Origin of the sequence: Neorhizobium tomejilense (assembly GCF_964254135.1) — a bacterium.
Classification (GTDB): Bacteria; Pseudomonadota; Alphaproteobacteria; order Rhizobiales; family Rhizobiaceae; genus Neorhizobium; species Neorhizobium tomejilense.
This window is the reverse complement of the sequence record NZ_CAXUSO020000001.1, coordinates 3,300,371-3,317,856: the sequence shown is the minus strand read 5'-3', so window position 1 is coordinate 3,317,856 and position 17,486 is coordinate 3,300,371. Positions and strand designations below refer to the sequence as shown.

The 17,486-nt window shown below is 62.6% G+C and carries 15 protein-coding genes; 8 read left to right on the top strand and 7 right to left on the bottom strand.

All coding sequences use genetic code 11. The features are described from left to right. Positions 1-15 precede the first annotated feature (15 nt). From ACSQ3G_RS16555 to ACSQ3G_RS16525, 7 genes are all read left to right on the top strand, one after another. Positions 16-1,608 carry an ABC transporter substrate-binding protein gene (locus tag ACSQ3G_RS16555; protein ID WP_436110804.1) on the top strand — a complete coding sequence of 531 codons (1,593 nt, stop codon included), beginning with the start codon at positions 16-18 and terminating at the stop codon, positions 1,606-1,608. A 39-nt stretch (positions 1,609-1,647) separates the two neighbouring features. Next, entirely contained in the window at positions 1,648-2,571 is a 924-nt protein-coding gene (locus tag ACSQ3G_RS16550) for an ABC transporter permease (protein WP_210166366.1), read from the top strand. Further along, entirely contained in the window at positions 2,571-3,482 is a 912-nt protein-coding gene (locus tag ACSQ3G_RS16545) for an ABC transporter permease (protein ID WP_105403160.1), read from the top strand. The genes ACSQ3G_RS16550 and ACSQ3G_RS16545 overlap by 1 nt, the downstream gene beginning before the upstream one ends. After that, positions 3,479-4,507, top strand: a complete 1,029-nt coding sequence (locus ACSQ3G_RS16540; protein WP_436110803.1) for an ABC transporter ATP-binding protein — start codon at positions 3,479-3,481, stop codon at positions 4,505-4,507. Before ACSQ3G_RS16545 ends, ACSQ3G_RS16540 begins: the two co-directional genes overlap by 4 nt. After that, positions 4,504-5,511 (top strand): ABC transporter ATP-binding protein, encoded by a 1,008-nt coding sequence (locus tag ACSQ3G_RS16535; protein WP_046666520.1) that lies wholly within the window; start codon positions 4,504-4,506, stop codon positions 5,509-5,511. The genes ACSQ3G_RS16540 and ACSQ3G_RS16535 overlap by 4 nt, the downstream gene beginning before the upstream one ends. Before the next feature lie 181 nt (positions 5,512-5,692). Beyond that, a complete protein-coding gene (locus ACSQ3G_RS16530) occupies positions 5,693-7,084 on the top strand; it encodes an FAD-binding oxidoreductase (RefSeq protein WP_436110802.1) in 1,392 nt (463 codons plus the stop codon). Positions 7,085-7,101: 17 nt separating this feature from the next. Next, the gene (locus ACSQ3G_RS16525; RefSeq protein WP_436110801.1) at positions 7,102-7,872 is read left to right on the top strand and encodes a FadR/GntR family transcriptional regulator; all 771 of its coding nucleotides are present in this window, start codon (positions 7,102-7,104) and stop codon (positions 7,870-7,872) included. Here ACSQ3G_RS16525 and ACSQ3G_RS16520 read toward each other — a convergent pair whose 3' ends face one another. The 7 genes from ACSQ3G_RS16520 to ACSQ3G_RS16490 all read right to left on the bottom strand — a co-directional run bounded on the left by ACSQ3G_RS16520 (position 7,873) and on the right by ACSQ3G_RS16490 (position 15,157). Then, positions 7,873-9,246 (bottom strand): FGGY-family carbohydrate kinase, encoded by a 1,374-nt coding sequence (locus ACSQ3G_RS16520; RefSeq protein WP_436110800.1) that lies wholly within the window; start codon positions 9,244-9,246, stop codon positions 7,873-7,875. Further along, positions 9,243-9,563 carry an L-rhamnose mutarotase gene (gene rhaM, locus ACSQ3G_RS16515; RefSeq protein WP_436110799.1) on the bottom strand — a complete coding sequence of 107 codons (321 nt, stop codon included), beginning with the start codon at positions 9,561-9,563 and terminating at the stop codon, positions 9,243-9,245. The genes ACSQ3G_RS16520 and rhaM overlap by 4 nt, the downstream gene beginning before the upstream one ends. Continuing rightward, positions 9,560-10,561, bottom strand: a complete 1,002-nt coding sequence (locus ACSQ3G_RS16510; RefSeq protein ID WP_105420076.1) for an ABC transporter permease — start codon at positions 10,559-10,561, stop codon at positions 9,560-9,562. Before ACSQ3G_RS16510 ends, rhaM begins: the two co-directional genes overlap by 4 nt. After that, positions 10,558-11,547 (bottom strand): ABC transporter permease, encoded by a 990-nt coding sequence (locus ACSQ3G_RS16505; RefSeq protein WP_436110798.1) that lies wholly within the window; start codon positions 11,545-11,547, stop codon positions 10,558-10,560. The genes ACSQ3G_RS16510 and ACSQ3G_RS16505 overlap by 4 nt, the downstream gene beginning before the upstream one ends. A gap of 10 nt (positions 11,548-11,557) precedes the next feature. Further along, positions 11,558-13,042, bottom strand: coding sequence for a sugar ABC transporter ATP-binding protein (locus ACSQ3G_RS16500; RefSeq protein ID WP_436110797.1), 1,485 nt, complete (start codon positions 13,040-13,042; stop codon positions 11,558-11,560). 242 nt (positions 13,043-13,284) lie between these two features. Then, the gene (gene rhaS / locus ACSQ3G_RS16495; protein WP_105431491.1) at positions 13,285-14,292 is read right to left on the bottom strand and encodes a rhamnose ABC transporter substrate-binding protein; all 1,008 of its coding nucleotides are present in this window, start codon (positions 14,290-14,292) and stop codon (positions 13,285-13,287) included. A 49-nt stretch (positions 14,293-14,341) separates the two neighbouring features. Beyond that, positions 14,342-15,157 (bottom strand): DeoR/GlpR family DNA-binding transcription regulator, encoded by an 816-nt coding sequence (locus ACSQ3G_RS16490; RefSeq protein WP_046634068.1) that lies wholly within the window; start codon positions 15,155-15,157, stop codon positions 14,342-14,344. Positions 15,158-15,357: 200 nt separating this feature from the next. Here ACSQ3G_RS16490 and ACSQ3G_RS16485 point away from each other — a divergent pair, with 200 nt between their 5' ends. After that, positions 15,358-17,454, top strand: coding sequence for a bifunctional rhamnulose-1-phosphate aldolase/short-chain dehydrogenase (locus ACSQ3G_RS16485; protein ID WP_436110796.1), 2,097 nt, complete (start codon positions 15,358-15,360; stop codon positions 17,452-17,454). Positions 17,455-17,486 lie beyond the last annotated feature (32 nt).

Genomic DNA, 17,486 nt, shown 5'->3' with positions numbered 1-17,486 from the left:
GAGGAGATGATGAACGTGAACAGAAGAGAATTCCTGGAGCTCGCCGCTGCGGCGACGGCTCTGAGCGTCGTGGGAGCGGGTGCGGCCCGCGCGGCGTCGAGCGCCGACGTGGTGCGGATTGGCATTGCCGCCAACGGGCCGCGCACCAGCGATCCGAACCAGACGACGCAGGGCTCCGACAACTGGGCCACCGAACAGATCTACGAACAGCTGGTCCGCCCCGAAGACGGTGATTTCGCCACGACGCCGGACAAGTACGAGCCGACGCTGGCCACCGAATGGTCCGCATCGCCGGATGCGAAAACCTGGACGTTCAAGCTTCGCCAGGGTGTCCAGTTCCACAAGGGTTACGGCGAGATGACGTCGGACGACGTGGTCTTTTCCTTCAAGCGGGCCATCACCGACGGCACCAACAAGACGATCATGGCGAATGTCGCCGACGTGATCGCCAAGGGTCCCTACGAGGTTGCCGTTCAGCTCAAGTCTCCGGACGTGAATTTCCTCGGTACGACGGGCTTTTCCAACAATACCTCGATCGTCTCCAAGAAAGCCTTCGACAAGATCGGCGCTGAAAAGTTCATGACCGACGCGGTCGGCACCGGGCCTTACGAACTCACCCGTTTCGACGCCGAATGGGGCACGGCGATGAAACGCCATGAGGGTTACTGGGGCCAGAAGGCGAAGATCGCCGGGGTGGAATGCGTCTATATTGCCGATACCACGGCCCGGACGCTGGCGCTCCTCTCCGGAGACGTCGATCTGATCGAGGCGGTGCGTGCGCCCGGCTGGGTGGATTCCATGCTGCAGCGCGATCCGACCCTGAAATTCGACATGACGATACCGGGATCCTTCAACACGCTGCACATCAACCTGACCCGCAAGCCTTTCGACAACCTGAAAGTTCGCCAGGCGGTGATGTATGCGATCGATCGGCAGGCGGTCGCCGATGCCCTGAAGCCGATGGGTGGTTTCATGGCTGGATTGCAGCCGGATTTCTTCCCCGCCGGTTTCAAGACCGCCGACCTGCCGCCCGAACTGCAGTACAAGTACGATCCGAAGAAGGCCAAGGCGCTGCTGGCCGAGGCGGGTTTCCCGAACGGCTTCGATTTCGACAGCAATTGCAGCCAGCGCGAGGACTATTCCTCGACCATGCTGATCGTGCAGGAACAGCTCCGGGCCGTCGGATTGCGCATGAACCTGAAGATCGGCGACCACACGGCCTATCACGCCGACAATCGCAGCGACAAGAATACGCTTGCCATGCATTCGTCGAGCTATCCGCCGATCCCGACGCAGCTCTATTTCCAGCAGCTTTCGTCGAAATCGGAAGTGAAATCCGACGGCAAGGGCGGCGGCAACTACAGCCATTACGGGGCCGCCATGCCGGGGATCGACGCGCTGCTCGACAAGGCTTTGATGGCAACCGACTACAAGACCTATGTCGATACCTGCAAGCAGATCGAGCTGCAGGTGCTGCGCGACCTGCCCCTGATCGGGCTTTCCACCCTGTCCTTCACCGTCGCCCGCAATGCGCGGCTGGACATGGGCTACAAGGTCAAGAGCGGTTACGCTCGTTGGCGTTTCCATCGCGCCACGAAAAAAGCCTGACGGCTTCAAAGCACGGGTGACAGGCCAATGGGCAGGTACATGCTTTACAGGCTAGCCGACGCCATACCGACCATATGGTTGGTCCTGACGCTCGTGTTCATCGCCATGCGTATCCTCCCGGGTGACCCGGCAATCGCTGCTCTGGGAGACGGTGCTCTCCCGGAGCAGCTTGCCGAGTTCCGCGAGAAAATGGGACTGAACGTCCCGATCTGGCAGCAATATTTCAACTTCCTGATCGGCACGCTGACGCTCGATTTCGGGAAGTCCTACATGAACGGCGCGCCGGTCCTCGATCTCATCGCCCGCAATCTGCCCTACACGATCCAGCTGACCGTGGCGGCTATGATCCTCGGCACCGTGATCGGCATACCGTTCGGGGTGCTCGCGGCCGTCAAGCGGGGGAAGCTGCCGGATTCCGGCATGCGGATCTTTTCTCTGGTGGGCTATGCGGTCCCGGATTTTTATCTGGGCGCGCTGTTTCTGATCGGGTTTGCGCTGAACCTCAGATGGTTTCCGATCAACGGGGCCGGCAGCGGGTTTTTCGATGTCCTCCACCACCTCTTCCTGCCGGCGTTGACGCTGGCGCTGGTCAAGGCTGCTTTCATCGGGCGCCTGACGCGAACCTCCGTGCTCGAGGTTCTCGGCAAGGACTATGTGCGCACCGCCCGCGCTAAGGGCGCGCGCGAAAACCGCGTCATCTACCGCCATGCGCTGCGCAACGCCCTGCTGCCGCTTGCGACCGGCATGGGATTGAGCCTGCTGGCAACCCTGTCGGGATCCGTCGCGGTGGAGTTGGTCTTCAATCGCCCCGGCATCGGCCGCCTGCTCATCCAGTCGATTACCGAAAGAGACTACGGCGTCATCCAGGGCGGAGTGGTGGTCTTCGCGCTGATGGTGGTCTTCGTCAACCTGATGATGGACCTCCTCTATGTCGTCATCGATCCACGAATTCGGGTGAAGTAATGACAATACTCCCAGGCTCCGTCGGTACCCTGTCCGCATCCGACGATATCGAACATGCGATCGCGCCGGAACCCGGCAGGACGGCGCTGCTGAAGGACATGCTGTTCGGCCAGGCCTCGACGATCTTTGCCTTTTCCGTCGTGGTGATTTTTCTTCTGGTCGCGATTCTGGCGCCCTGGCTTGCCCCTTACGATCCGCTGGCGCAAAGCATCCTGTCGATCAACAAGCAGCCGTCCTGGGCGCATTGGCTCGGCACCGACCAGTTTGGCCGGGATGTGCTGTCCCGGATGATCCACGGGTCGCGCAATTCGCTGCTGTTCGGGCTGATCTCGCCTGCCCTGGCCGCCTTTTTCGGAACCATACTCGGGGTGACGGCGGGTTATTTCGGGGGTGTCATAGACCGGGTGATCAGCCGTGTCGTCGACCTTCTTCTGGCTTTCCCGGAACTGCTCCTGGCGATCATGATCGCAGCGGTGCTCGGCGGGGCTTTCTGGAACATCATTGCCGTCATCACCGTCGCCTTCATTCCGGGTTTTGCGCGGGTGGCGCGCGCATCGACGCTCGCAGTCAAGCAGGAGCCTTACATCGAAGCCGCGGTTGCGGTCGGCCTTCGCACACCGACGATCATCATCCGGCACGTCATTCCGAATATCGCAGCGCCGATCCTGGTGCTGATGACGCTCTGGGTCGCGTCCGCCATCCGGCTGGAAGCGTCGCTGAGTTTCCTTGGCATCGGCACCCGGGCACCCAATCCGAGCTGGGGCAATATCATCCGCGACGGGCTGAACAACCTGTTCGGATCGCCATGGCCGATCATCGCGGCGGGTTTTGCGATCACCTGCGTCGTGCTGTCGTTCAACCTCATGGGCGACGCGGTGCGCGATGTCCTCGATCCGGAGACGACGCGATGACGATTGCTCCCTCGCTTTCCAGGCAGCAGCCGGTTGCCTCCGTTCATCCCGGACCCTTGCTGAGAGTGGAGGATCTCTCGATCGAGTTCGGCCCGAAGGGTACGGCGGTGCGTGTGGTGGAAGGTGTCAGCTTCACCATCGACGCCGGCGCCGCGGTCGGCATCGTCGGCGAGTCCGGCTCCGGCAAATCGATGACCTCGCTTGCGGTGATGGGGCTGATCCCCAGCCCTCCGGGCCGCATCGCCACGGGACGGATCCTGTTCGAGGGCGTCGATCTGCTCGGCCTGCCGCAGTCCAGGATGCCGGAAATCCGCGGCCGCGATATCGCGATGATCTTCCAGGAGCCGATGAGTTCGCTCAATCCGGTGATGACGATCGGCGACCAGATCGGCGAGGCGATCAAGCTGCATGAAAAGATGGGCCGCGAGGAGCGGCGCCAGCGGGTTGTCGAGCTGCTGAAGCTGGTCGGCATTCCCGATCCGGAGCGCCGGCTCGGCGCCTATCCACACCAGTTCTCCGGCGGCATGCGCCAGCGGGTGATGATCGCCATGGCGGTCGCCTGCAACCCGAAACTGCTGATCGCCGACGAACCGACGACCGCGCTCGACGTCACCATCCAGGCGCAGGTGCTCGAGCTGATGCACAAGATCCGCCGCACCCTGAACACCACCATCCTGTTGATCTCGCACGATCTCGGGGTCATCGCCGATATCTGCGAGCGTGTGATCGTCATGTATGCCGGCAGGGTGGTCGAGGATGCGGATGTCAAGACGATCTTCCGCAGCCCGAAACATCCCTATACGCGGGGCCTGCTGCAATCGATCCCGCGGTTGAAGGACGAGAATACGCGTCTTTACCAGATCCCCGGCATGGTGCCCTTGCCTGGCACGATCAAGCAAGGCTGTCCGTTCTTCCCGCGCTGTCCCGATCGCATCGACAAATGCGCGCGGGAGACGCCGCCTCTCCTTGAAATCACACCGCAACAGAAGGCGGCCTGTTGGGTCTCGGCGGGGGCGACGTCATGAATATTGCTGTGACCGGAGATGACCTCGTCGTGGTCAGAGACGTGGGCAAGACCTTTTCGGAAGCGGGAGGCCTGGTGTTTGGCCGCTCCCAGCCGAGTGTAAGGGCGGTCGACGGCGCTTCCTTCGAGGTCAAGCGCGGCGAGACGCTGGCGCTGGTGGGGGAATCCGGCTGCGGAAAATCCACCCTCGGGCGGCTTCTGCTGCGGCTGATAGATGCAAGCGAAGGCGAAATCGCTATCGACGGCGTGGATATCCTGCGTCTCAGTTCCAATGACATGCGCCAGATGCGGGCGCGCGTGCAGATGATCTTCCAGGACCCCTACGGATCGCTCAGCCCGCGTCGCTCGGTTGCGAAGATCATTGCAGAACCGCTGGAAATTTTCGGGCTGGTCCAATCGAGGAAGCAGCGCCGCGATCGTGTCGCCGAGCTGATGATCCAGGTGGGGTTGTCGCCGACCTTCATGGACCGGTATCCGCGCCAGTTCTCCGGAGGCCAGCGGCAGCGTATAGGGATCGCTCGCGCCATTGCGGTCGATCCGCAGTTCATCGTTGCCGACGAACCCGTATCCGCGCTCGACGTCTCGGTGCAGGCCCAGATCGTCAACCTGATGCAGGACCTGCAGAAAAGCCGCGGTTTCTCCTACCTCTTCATCGCCCACGATCTCTCGGTCGTGCGCCATATCGCGGATCGCGTCGCCGTCATGTATCTCGGCCGGATCGTTGAAATCGGGCCTAAAAAGCGAATCTACGATTTCCCGAGCCATCCTTACACACAGGCGCTTCTCTCGGCGGTGCCTGAGCCCGACCCGGAAACGCGGAAATCCCGGATCATCCTGAAGGGGGATGTGCCGAGTCCGGCCAACGTTCCGACCGGCTGCAGTTTCCATACCCGCTGTCCCATCGCCCAGCCGATTTGCAGGGCGGAACGTCCACCGCTTCTGGAAACTGCCAGCGGTCACCTCGCCGCGTGCCATTTCGCCAAACCGCATCCCATTCCTTTGTAGGCCCTGTCGAGAGGCTCTCCGAGCTGTGTTCGCCATCGAATAGGTGCCGTCCCCCGAAGCATTCGATGGCGGAGGCGCTCGCGCCAAACCCTCCTGCGAAAAAGCCCATAGGTACACTTGCTTTACCGAAGGTGGCAGTTAAGCTTACCTTTATCCAATGGTATCCTAGGTGCGGCTTCTCATGACACAAGAATTCATCCAGGCGCTGATGCGCGAACTCGGTCCCGACGTCTTTCTCGGGGAGGACATCCCGCTTCGCTTCCATAACGATTGGGGCGGCCTTTCGCCGGTCGTGCCGCTTGCGCTGGTGCGGCCGCGCACGACGGAGCAGGTCTCGGCGACGCTACGCCTCTGCAACGAGTTCAAGGTGCCGGTAGTGCCCCAGGGTGGGTTGACCGGTCTTGCCGGCGGAGCGCGGCCGATCGAGAATGGCGTGGCGCTGTCGCTCGACCGCATGAACGGCATCGAGGAAGTCGATACGGTGATGGCGACGATGACGGTTTTGGCAGGCACGCCACTGAGTGTCATCCAGGCAAAGGCCGAGGAGGCGGGGCTGTTCTTCGGGCTCGATCTCGGTGCCCGCGATTCCTGCGTCATCGGCGGCAACCTCGCCACCAATGCCGGCGGCAATCGTGTCATCCGGTTCGGCATGGCGCGCGAACATGTGCTCGGCCTCGAAGTGGTGTTGCCGGACGGCACGATCGTCAAGTCGCTGAACAAGATGCTGAAGAACAATGCCGGTTACGACCTGAAGCAGCTGTTCATCGGTTCGGAAGGCACGCTCGGGGTCATCACCCGCGCCGTGCTGCGGCTGCAGGCGAAGCCCGCCGAACTTGCCAGCGCCTTCTGCGGCTGCCCGGATTTCCCCGCGCTCCTGGAACTGCTGAAGAGCGCTCGCCAAAGTATGGGTTCGGCGCTGACCTCGTTCGAGGTGATGTGGCCGAGCTTCTACGACTTCATGACGGGCAAGTTGCCCGACCTGCGCCGCGCCTTCAAGGAGCCGCATGGGATCTACGTGCTGATCGAAACCGGCGGGCGTAATGCGGAAGAGAACCGGGCGCTGCTGGAGCAGGTGCTGTCCAATGCACTCGAAGCCGGCTGGGTTTCCGATGCGGTTCTGCCGTCCTCGGAGCGTGAGACCAAGGACCTCTGGGCGGTGCGCGAAAGCGTATCGGAATACGGCAAGCTGATGGGGCCGCTGACCGCCTTCGACGTCGGCCTGCCGACCAGTGCCGCCGGCCAGGTGGTCGACGAGATCGAGGCGGCGATGAAGGTCCGCTGGCCGGATGCGATCGCGGTCAGCTACGGCCATATCGGCGACAGCAACCTGCATCTCGTCTGCAACATCCCGTCCGCCGGCAACGACCAGCCGCATAAGGAGATCACCGAGCTTGTCTTCGGCTCGATCGCCCGCGAAGGCGGCACGATTTCCGCCGAACACGGGATCGGCCTCCTGAAGAAGCCCTATCTCAAGCTGTCGCGCACCCCGGAGGAACTGGCGCTGATGGCGCGTATCAAGCTGGCGCTCGATCCCAACAACATTCTGAATACCGGCAAAGTGCTTTCCGTCTGAGGGGGTAGGAGGTGCTGGTGGACCGACATTTTCAGCCCGTCAAAGTGCTGCTTCCGAACGAAGAGGTGGCGCGTCGGCTTGCCGATGCCATCAGGGCCGGGTTTTTCCGGCTCGGCTCGCGCCTTCCGTCTGAACGCAGCATCGCCGAGCAGATGCAGGTGAGCCGTCCGACAGTGCGGGAAGCGGTAAAGCTGCTGGTCGAGGCGAATATCCTCACCGTCAGGCCGGGCGCCGGCGGCGGCACGTTCGTCAGTAGCGAGATCGTGCCGCTCGACCTGATCGTGCCGAGGCCGGACATGCGGCCGGGCGACATCGACGAGGCGATCGAAGTGCGCCGGCTGATCCTGCCCTGGGTGGCGCAGATCGCTTCGCAATATGCCGAGGATGCGGATTTCGACCGGATGCGAGAGGCAATCCGGTTCGGCCGGGATTCGCTGCCGCCGCCGGAGGTGACCAAAAGCAGCCCGGAGCATATCAGCTCGATCATCATCGCGTCGATGCGCTTCGACCTCGCCCTGGCGCGGGCGACCCGAAACGGCCTCGTGCTGGAACTGATGGAACTGTTGCTGCAATGGGTGGAGCCGTTGCGGCGCGGGACGCTGCATACCCGCGCCGACCTCGTGCTGTCGCTCGAACTGGTCGAGACCATGATGCAGGCGATCGAAGCCGGCGACCCGGCACAAATTGCCGATATTACCGAGCGGCGGCTCGGCATTCTGGAAAATGCGCTTGAGGAGCAGACGGGTCGGCGCCTTCGCCGCAATCGCCGGCCGGCCAATACGGGCTGATCAAGGCCTCAAGCTTTCGTGCCAGGCGGTGCGATAGGGTTCAATGTTCCAGGTCGGCGCAGTGACGATGCGGCCTGGCTTGGTTTTTGGCGAGATGCCTGCGAGAAGCGCCGCCCCTTGGCTGGTGCCGGTCGAGCCAGGAAGTGCCATCACCTCGCGGCCGAGCAGCGCGGCCAGCGCCTGGAGATAGGCCGGGTTGGCCGAGAAGGGGCCTTCGACCAGAACCGGTCCCTTGGCGCCGATAAGATCGAGGCAGGTCTCCGTCATCAGCGCGAGGTAGAGGCAGGCAGCGGCCCAGCGCTGGTCTGTCGAGACTTCCATGTCGTTGACCCATTGCCGCTCGCGGCCCGGAAAGGGACCGGAACCGCCTGAAACGTTCGGCAGAAGCATCAGGCCTTTTTCGATGACATAAGGAATGGCTGCAAGGGCCGCTTCAGGCGACAAGGCGCCGAGCTCCGCCGTCAGCATCTCGAATTCGCGGCCGCCCATGAATCGGCTCGAGGGTACGGCGCGGCCATAGGCATCGACATTGGCAAGCGCGTCGCGCCGCGGGTCGAGATGGTCGAGATCGCCACCGACCGCGAAATTGATGGCCCAGGTGCCGGTGGAGACGACCGCGAAGGGCGGTTCGCGTCCGACCAGATGCGCCAGCAGCGAGGCGTTGGAATCGTGGATGCCGCAATGGACGGAGATAGGTGTCGTGACGCCGATCCGGGCTGCGATGTCCGGCAAAAGCGGACCGAGCGTGTCAAAGGCCGAATGGATTGGGGCCATCAGATCACGGATGTCGAGCGTATCCACCAATGGGGAATAGGCGCCGTCACGCGGGCGCCAGAGGTCCGTATGGCAACCGAGCGAGGTGACCTCGTTCGCCCCAACACCGGTCAGCCGGAACGCCCAGTATTGCGGGTAGGTGAGGATGGTGCGCGTGCTGGCAAAGGCTTCGGGAAAGGCGGTCTTCTGGTAGTGAAGCTGCGCGCCGACATTCAGTCCGCCTGACAGGGCAGGCGAGAAGGTCTCAGAAAAACGTGGGCGGATCGACCGATACGCCTCGCGGATGTCTTCCGGATATTCGTGTTCGTAATCGAGCACCGGCAGCGCCAGTTTGCCCTCGGCGTCGAGAAGCACCGCCGATGCGCCGTGGGTGGTGATGGAGATCGTGTCGAAGCCGGGGTGCTTGGCAAAATCGGACAACGCTTGGAGCACGAAGGTCCACAGGGCGTCGATATCGTAATGCGGATAGGGTGGACCCGGCAGAACCCGGTTCGGCGCGCGCCTTTCGGCGATCTCCTCGCCGGTCGTGCAGTCGAGTACCACGACCTTGGCATTGGTCTTGCCGATATCGAGGACGGCGATCTTTTCCGGCATGGTCATGGCAGGTGGAAGACCGTCACCAGATCGCTCTGGACCGGCGAGTTGTCCGGATTGGTTTCCATGATGTCGGCCATATGCGCCCACCATTTCTTCATCACCGGATGGTCCGGCAGGTTCGCCAGAGTGTGGTCGGTCGGCCGTGTCAGCACGCCGAACAGCGTGTTCGTGTCGCGGTCGAGATGGATGGAATAGTCGCTGGCGCCGGCCTGGTGGAGGAGATCGACAAGCTCCGGCCAGATCTCGTCGTGGCGCTTGCGGTATTCCGCCTCCATGCCCGGATTGAGCTTCATCTTGAAAGCGTGCTTTTCGAGCGTCATCGGCTCATTTCCTTGATGCGGCGGGCGATGATCGGGATGGCGATGGTGATGATCAAGAGCAGGCCGACGAAGATCGACATGACGATGCCGGGCACGTTGAGCAGCCCCAGCCCGAAGGTGACGAGGCCCATGACGAAGGCGGCGATGACGACGCCGGCGATGGTGCCCGCGCCGCCCAGGATGGAAACGCCGCCGAGCACGACCATGGTGACGACTTCCAGTTCCCACCCCTGCGCGATCGACGGCCGGGTCGAGCCGAGGCGGGAGGTGAGGCAAACGGATGCGACGCCCGCCATCACGCCGGTCAGAAGGAAGAGGATGAACTTCACCCGTTCCACCGGAATGCCGGAGAAGCGTGCCGCGAATTCGTTGTTGCCGATCACATAGACCTGCCGGCCGAAATTGGTGGCGTGCAGCAGGATGCCGAAGGCTGCGGCGAGAATGATGAACAGCACGAATTCGAAGGAAAATACCCAGGCCACGTAGCCCTGGCCGAAGAAAGCGAAGCTTTCCGGATATTTGCCATAGGCCTGGTCGCCCAGCACGATGTAGGAAATGCCGCGGAAGAGGCTCATCGTGCCGATCGTCACCACGATCGACGGCAGCCTGAGGCCAGCGACGAGCAGGCCGTTGAAGGCGCCGCAGACAAGTCCGGTGCCGATGCCGATCGCCACCAGTCCCGGCGTACCGATGCCGGCCTGGGCTGCCGCGCCCATGGCGGTCGAGGCGAGCGCGATGATCGCTGCCACCGACAAGTCGATCTCGCCGGCGATGACGAGCAGCGCCATGGCGAAGGCGATCATCGCCTTTTCGGTGAAGTTGAAGGTGGCGTCGGAGAGGTTCCAGGCATTCAGAAAGTAAGGCGAGGCGAACGAATTGAAGACAAAGATCAGCACCGCGACGCCGAACAGCAGTACTTCCCAGCTCGCCAGCAGGCGCGAGGTCTTGCTGCCGAGCCGGTCGGGGATCACCCGTTTCGAGGAAACGACGTCGGTCATGCGGACATCTCCTTTGCGCCGCGATCGCGCAGGATGATACGGCCGGCCTTGCGTTCGGCGCGGGCGTTGAAGGCGACCGCGAGCACGATGACGATGCCTGAGATCGCCATCTGCGCGAAAGGCGAGATGCCGATGACGGGCAGCGCGTTCTTGATGACGCCGAGGAAGAGGGCGCCGAGCACCGCACCGCCGACCGAGCCGATGCCGCCGGCAATCGAGATGCCGCCGATGACGCAGGCAGCGACCGTATCCAGCTCAAACCCGGCCGCGATATCCACATAGGCGACCGCATAACGCGACACCCAGAGATAACCGGAAAGGCCGGCGAGCGCGCCCGAAACGACGAAGGCAATGAACTTGGTCCAGCCGATATCGATGCCGGCATAGATCGCCGCGGTCGGGTTGCCGCCGGACGCATAAGCGGCACGGCCGAAGGGCAGGCGGGTCAGCACGAACCAGGCGCCGAGCACGATGAGGATGGCGATCCAGGAGAGGATCGGCAGGCCGAGCACCGGCATTCGCGGGACATTCAGGAAGGAAGGGGCCATCTGGTGGGCGTTCACCCAGCCGCCGCCCGACAGCACGAAGGCCATCCCGCGATAGATGGTCAGCGTTCCGAGCGTCACCACGATCGGCGGGATCTGCAGCGCCCAGACGAGGTAGCCGTTGATGGCACCCAAGAAGGCGCCGATGCCGACCGCCATGACGATGAGCAGGGCCAGCGGCAGGTCCGGATAGGCGGCGTTGGTCATGGCGACCGCCATGCCGGTGAAGGCAAGGTTGGCCGCGACCGAAAGGTCGATCGATTTGGTCAGGATCACCGTCATCTGGCCGAGCGCCAGGATGATCAGGATCGAGGTGTCGTTGAAGATATTGGCGAGATTGCCGGGAGACGCGAAGCCCTGCGCGCGGGTGGAGAAGCCGGCGATCATCGCGGCAATGATGACGGTCAGCAGGATTTCGCGGTTCTTCAGGAGGCGGTTCATCTGGTTCTCCTCACTGGTTGCCGGTCGCGGCGCGGACCAGCATTTCGGCGCTCAAGGCCTCGCGCTCGAAAACGCCGGCGGCCAGGCCCTCGCGCATCACCATCACCCGGTCGGACATGCCGAGGATTTCGGGAAGCTCGGACGAGACCATGATAATCGACAGGCCCTCGGCGGCGAGTTCGCCGATGAAGGCGTGCACCGCGGCCTTGGAGCCGATGTCGATGCCCTTGGTCGGTTCGTCGAGAATGATCACCTTCGGCTGCGTCGCCAGCCATTTGCCGATGACGACCTTCTGCTGGTTGCCACCGGAGAGCGTGCCGACCGGCACCGAAAGGGCGGCGGCGCGCAGGTCCAGCCGTTCCGCATATTTTCGTGCCAGCGCCAGTTCGTTGGCGGCTTTGAGGAAACCGGAGCGGGAGGTCTTGCCAAGCGAGGGAAGCGACATGTTCTGGAAGATCGGCATGGGCAGCGCCAGGCCGTGGCGACCGCGTTCCTCCGGCACGTAGACGATGCCGGCGCGGATCGCATCGCCCGAGGAGCGGATGTCGAGCGGCTTGCCTTCCAGCACCAGCCGGCCGGAAGAGGGCCGGGTGACGCCGAACAGCGACTGGCAGAGTTCCGAGCGGCCGGCGCCGATCAAGCCGTAGATACCGAGGATTTCGCCGCGGCGAAGCTCAAAGGAGATGTCGCGGAATTCGGTCGGATGGCAGTAGTTCTCGACGCGGAAAACCGGCGCCCCGATCGCGACCTCTACCTTCGGGAAAACGTCCTTGACGTCGCGGCCGACCATCAGCCGGACGATCTCGTCCTGAGGTGTTTCCTTCAACCGGCCCTGGCCGACGGCGCGGCCGTCGCGGAAAACCACGAAGTTCTCGGCGATCTCATAAACCTCGTCGAACTTGTGGCTGATGAAGAGGATCGCCTTGCCCTGCCGCTTCAGACCTTCGACGATGCGGAAGAGATCGTCGATCTCTTTCCGCGAAAGGGCGGCGGTCGGCTCGTCCATGATGACGATGCGGGCCTCGACCGACAGCGCCCGGGCGATCGCCACAAGATGGCGCTGGGCGATCGAGAGGTCGCGCAGGCGGATCGTCGGGTCGATATCGCTCTCGAGCTGAAGCATGAGGGATTTGGCGCCGGAATTGATCTTCCGCCAGTCGATGGTGCCGAAACGGGTGCGCGGCGCATGGCCGAGAAAGATGTTTTCAGCGACGCTCAACTCGTCGAAGAGGACGGTTTCCTGATGGATGGCGGTGACGCCGGCGTCGATCGCCGCCTGCGCGCTCGCGAATGTGGTTGGCTTGTCGTCGATCAGGATCTCGCCCTCGTTCGGGCGGTAGATACCGGTCAAAATCTTGACGAGCGTCGACTTGCCCGCGCCGTTTTCGCCGATCAGGGCCGTCACCTGGCCGGGGTAAAGCTTGATGCTGACCCCATCGAGGGCTTTGACGCCCGGAAAGATCTGGCTGATGCCGCGCATTTCCAGGATCGGCATTGCTTCCGTCGTCGGTGCCGGTCGGGGCGATCGGTCTTGAATTTTCGTAACGCCGTTCATCAGGGACATTTTCCGACGAGTCTTTGAGATTACGTCTGGTTATTTTGCGGGCGCGTGCAAAGCCGATGGCTCCGAGTTTAGAGCGGCCTCCGCTCCGCTTGGCCATCTTCTCCCCAGCGGGAAGAAGATGCCGGCAGGCGGATGAGGGGGCTCGCGCCTGCCGGCAGGTCGAGTTCTTCAGATCAGAAGATCTTGGAGAACTCGTCGATGTTCTTGGCGTTGTAGACGAACGGGTCGGCCATGGCGGCTTCGCCATTGTCGCCCACCTTGATCGAGCCCATGCGGCCGGCCTTGATCGCCGAACCGGGCTTGGCGTCGGTATCACCCTTGACGAGGTGATAGGCGATCTGGGTGGCCGAGTAACCGAGGTCGATCGGATTCCAGATGGCGAATTCCTTGGTGGCGCCGGACTTGATGGCGCCGGCCATTTCGGACGGCAGGCCGAGACCCGTCACATAGACCTGGCCGATCTTGCCGGCATCCTTGACGGCCTGCGAGGCAGCGAGAACGCCGACCGTGGTCGGAGCGACGATGACCTTGACGTTCGGCTGCGAGGTCAGGAGGCCCTGTGCTTCGCGGTAGGACTTGTCGGCAAGGTCGTCACCATAAACTGTCGTGACGAGGTTCAGGCCCGGAAAATCCTTGAGCTGCTTCTTCATCTCGGCAATCCAGGTGTTCTGGTTCGTCGAGGTGGTGGTGGCCGAAAGGATGGCGAAACCGCCCTTGCCGCCTTCCAGGTGGTTCTTGGCAAGCGTCAGGCACATCTTGCCGATCAGGTCGTTGGAAGACGGGTTCAAGTGCATGATGCGGCCTTCCTTGGCCACTGCCGAATCCCAGGAAATGACCTTGATGCCGCGCTGGGCGGCCTTCTTGAGCGCCGGAATGACGGCATCCGGATCGTTGGCGGAGATGGCGATCGCATCCACCCCTTGAGCGATCAGCGAGTTGATCACTTCGATCTGGCCTTCGGCCGTCGTGGAGGTCGGGCCGGTATAGATGACCTGGACGCCGCCGAGTTCCTTGGCAGCTTCCTGCGCGCCCTTGTTGGCCGCTTCGAAGAAGCCGTTGCCGAGCGATTTGACGACCAGCGCGATCTTCATGTCTGCGGCGCTTGCCGCCGTCGTCATTGTCGATGTCAGGGCGGCGAAGGCGAATGCCGCGCCGAGGGCGAGTTTCTTTGCAAGTTTCATGGTTGGTCCTCCCAGTTGATAGTTCAATCTTTCTGCCGCCGGTCGCTCCTCACGCGGCCGACGAAGAATCCTCCTTGGCCGTGTCCGCTGCGGCGGCACCGGCGATAATCAGTTTGACGCCCGCATCCTCGATCATCCGTGCGGCGTCGTCTGTCACACCGTCATCGGTGATGACGGTCGTCACCCGGTCGAGCGGGCAGAGGATGAGGCTCGATCGGCGCGAAAACTTCGACGAATCCACCATCACGATCAGTTCCTCGGCCTGGTGCATCAGCTTCTGCTCGCTCTGGATCACCAGCGCGTCAGCTTCCATCACGCCGAGCGGGCCGACCCCCTGCGCGCCGATGAACATGCGCCGTGCATAAAAATTGCGGATCGCATCGTTGTCGAAGGGCGACAGGATCAGGCTCTGCTCGCGATAGATCGCGCCGCCCGGTATGGTCACCGTGTTCTTCGAATGCTTGACCAGATGTTCGGCGATCGCAAACGAATTGGTCATCACCTGCAGGCGTCGGGCCGACATGAAATGCACCATCTGGAACGTCGTCGTGCCGCCGTTGATGATGACGCTGTCGCCTTCGTCGCAAAGTTCGACTGCGCGGCGGGCGATTGCGCGCTTCTTGTCGATGTTGACCGATTCCGACACCCGGAACGATCGGGCCGAAAGCTGGCCGATCTGCGGAGGATGAACGGCTTCCGCGCCGCCGCGGACGCGCCGGAGCTTGCCCTGGACGTGCAGCGAAGCGATATCGCGCCGGATCGTCGCTTCCGAGGCCTCGGTCAATTCGGCGATATCCTGCACCGTGATGACGGGCTTTTCCTGGATAGCGCTCAAGATGATGCGATGGCGTTCACGTTCGTGCATTGGCTCCTCCTCGGCGACAACTATTACCGGAAAATTTACGTTGTCAATCATAAACGATCAAATTCGCTTTTGATGCGCTGCACAATGAAACTTTATGATCGTTTATGATTGACAGGCGGCGCGACAATGCGCGATACCGGCAACAGGGAGATGGCGGCCGCCTCGTCGCCGTGAGCCGAAACACGTTGGGAGGACAAGCAATGTCGGGCCAAACCCGCCTTCTCGAAAACCGTTGGGACGATGCCCAGGCCGCCAAGCTCGATGAGCCCGGCAAGCTGCTCTATCGCTCCAATCTTCTCGGTGCCGACAAGCGCATCACCAATTACGGCGGCGGCAATACCTCGGCCAAGGTGATGGAAACCGATCCGCTGACCGGCGAAAAAGTGAAGGTCATGTGGGTGAAGGGGTCGGGCGGCGATGTCGGCACGATCAAGCTCGACGGTTTCGCCACCCTCTACATGGACAAGCTGGAAGCGCTGAAGGGGATCTACAAGGGCGTCGAGGACGAGGACCGCATGGTTGGCTTCCTGCCGCATTGCACCTTCAACCTCAATCCGCGGGCCGCTTCCATCGATACCCCGCTGCATGGTTTCGTGCCGTTCACCCATGTGGACCACATGCACCCGGACGCGATTATCGCAATCGCGGCTTCCAAAAACTCAAGGGAACTGACGCAACAGGTCTTCGGTGCCGAAATCGGCTGGCTGCCCTGGCGGCGGCCGGGTTTCCAGCTCGGGCTCGATCTCGAAGCGTTCGTCAAGGCGAACCCGAATGCCAAGGGCGTCGTGCTGGAAAGCCACGGCCTGTTCACCTGGGCAAATGATGCCAAGGCCTGCTACGAACTGACGCTCGACATCATCAACAAGGCGATCGAATGGTTCGCGAAAGAGACCGAAGGCAAGACGATCTTCGGTGGTGCCGCGACCAAGAGCCTGCCCGCGCCGGAACGCCGGGCGATCGTCGCGAAACTGATGCCGGAAATCCGCGGCCGGATCGGCAAGGTGGAGCGCAAGCTCGGCCATTTCGACGATCAGGACGCGGTGCTGGAATTCGTCAATTCCAAGAACCTGCAGCCGCTCGGGGCGCTCGGTACATCCTGCCCGGACCACTTCCTGCGCACAAAAATCCGCCCGCTGATCCTCGATTTCGACCCCGCGAAGCCGGATGTCGATGCGGTTCTCGCCGGCCTCGACAAGGCGCTGGAAGACTACCGCGCCGACTACACGCGCTATTATGAGACCTGCAAGCACGACAACTCGCCGAAGATCCGCGATCCCAACCCGGTCATCTTCCTGATCCCCGGCGTCGGTCTGCTGTCGTTTGCGCGTGACAAGGCGACGGCCCGCATTGCCGGCGAGTTCTACGTCAACGCCATCAACGTGATGCGCGGGGCGTCCACGGTTTCCGAATATCAGGGCCTGCCGGAGCAGGAGGCCTTTGACATCGAATACTGGCTGCTTGAAGAGGCCAAGCTGCAGCGCATGCCGAAACCGAAAAGCCTTGCCGGACAGGTGGCCTTCGTCACCGGCGGCGCCGGCGGCATCGGGCGGGCGACGGCCGCCAGGCTGATGGGTGAGGGTGCCTGCGTGGTGCTCGCCGATATCGACGGCGGCGCGCTCGACACGACCAGAGCAGATTTCGAAAAGTCGTTCGGCAAGGACGCGGTGCGTGGGGTCCTGCTCGACGTGACGACCGAGGACGCGGTGATCACTGCGTTTGCCGAGGCCTGCGTCGAATTCGGCGGCGTCGATATCCTCGTCTCGAATGCCGGGATCGCGTCTTCCGCACCGGTCGAGGAAACCACGCTTGCCATGTGGAGCAAGAATATCGACATCCTGGCGACGGGTTATTTCCTCGTTTCGCGTGAAGCCTTCCGGTTGTTCCGGCGCCAGAAGCTCGGCGGCAACGTCGTCTTTGTCGCTTCCAAGAACGGGCTTGCCTCTTCTCCGAATGCGTCGGCCTATTGCACTGCCAAGGCTGCCGAAATCCATCTCGCCCGCTGCCTGGCGCTCGAGGGCGCCGAGGCCGGCATCCGCGTCAATACGGTCAATCCGGATGCGGTCCTGCGCGGATCGAAGATCTGGAACGGCGAATGGCGCGAACAGCGGGCTGCCTCGTCGAAGATCGAGGTGGACGACCTGGAGGAGCACTACCGCAAGCGGTCGCTGCTCAAGCTCAATGTCTTCCCGGAGGATATTGCGGAGGCGATCTATTTCCTCGCCAGCGATGCCTCGGCCAAGTCGACGGGCAATATCATCAACGTGGATGCCGGCAACGCCCAGAGCTTTACGCGGTAAGGCACTCTCTTCTCCCGCAGGGGAGAAGAGAC

Coding starts and splice junctions, on each gene's coding strand:
- ACSQ3G_RS16510 (WP_105420076.1), bottom strand. CDS start 10,561: ATGACCGACGTCGTTTCCTCGAAACGGGTGATCCCCGACCGGCTCGGC.
- ACSQ3G_RS16545 (WP_105403160.1), top strand. CDS start 2,571: ATGACAATACTCCCAGGCTCCGTCGGTACCCTGTCCGCATCCGACGAT.
- ACSQ3G_RS16540 (WP_436110803.1), top strand. CDS start 3,479: ATGACGATTGCTCCCTCGCTTTCCAGGCAGCAGCCGGTTGCCTCCGTT.
- ACSQ3G_RS16485 (WP_436110796.1), top strand. CDS start 15,358: ATGTCGGGCCAAACCCGCCTTCTCGAAAACCGTTGGGACGATGCCCAG.
- ACSQ3G_RS16535 (WP_046666520.1), top strand. CDS start 4,504: ATGAATATTGCTGTGACCGGAGATGACCTCGTCGTGGTCAGAGACGTG.
- ACSQ3G_RS16490 (WP_046634068.1), bottom strand. CDS start 15,157: ATGCACGAACGTGAACGCCATCGCATCATCTTGAGCGCTATCCAGGAA.
- ACSQ3G_RS16520 (WP_436110800.1), bottom strand. CDS start 9,246: ATGACCATGCCGGAAAAGATCGCCGTCCTCGATATCGGCAAGACCAAT.
- ACSQ3G_RS16505 (WP_436110798.1), bottom strand. CDS start 11,547: ATGAACCGCCTCCTGAAGAACCGCGAAATCCTGCTGACCGTCATCATT.
- ACSQ3G_RS16530 (WP_436110802.1), top strand. CDS start 5,693: ATGACACAAGAATTCATCCAGGCGCTGATGCGCGAACTCGGTCCCGAC.
- ACSQ3G_RS16550 (WP_210166366.1), top strand. CDS start 1,648: ATGCTTTACAGGCTAGCCGACGCCATACCGACCATATGGTTGGTCCTG.
- rhaM (WP_436110799.1), bottom strand. CDS start 9,563: ATGACGCTCGAAAAGCACGCTTTCAAGATGAAGCTCAATCCGGGCATG.
- rhaS (WP_105431491.1), bottom strand. CDS start 14,292: ATGAAACTTGCAAAGAAACTCGCCCTCGGCGCGGCATTCGCCTTCGCC.
- ACSQ3G_RS16500 (WP_436110797.1), bottom strand. CDS start 13,042: ATGCCGATCCTGGAAATGCGCGGCATCAGCCAGATCTTTCCGGGCGTC.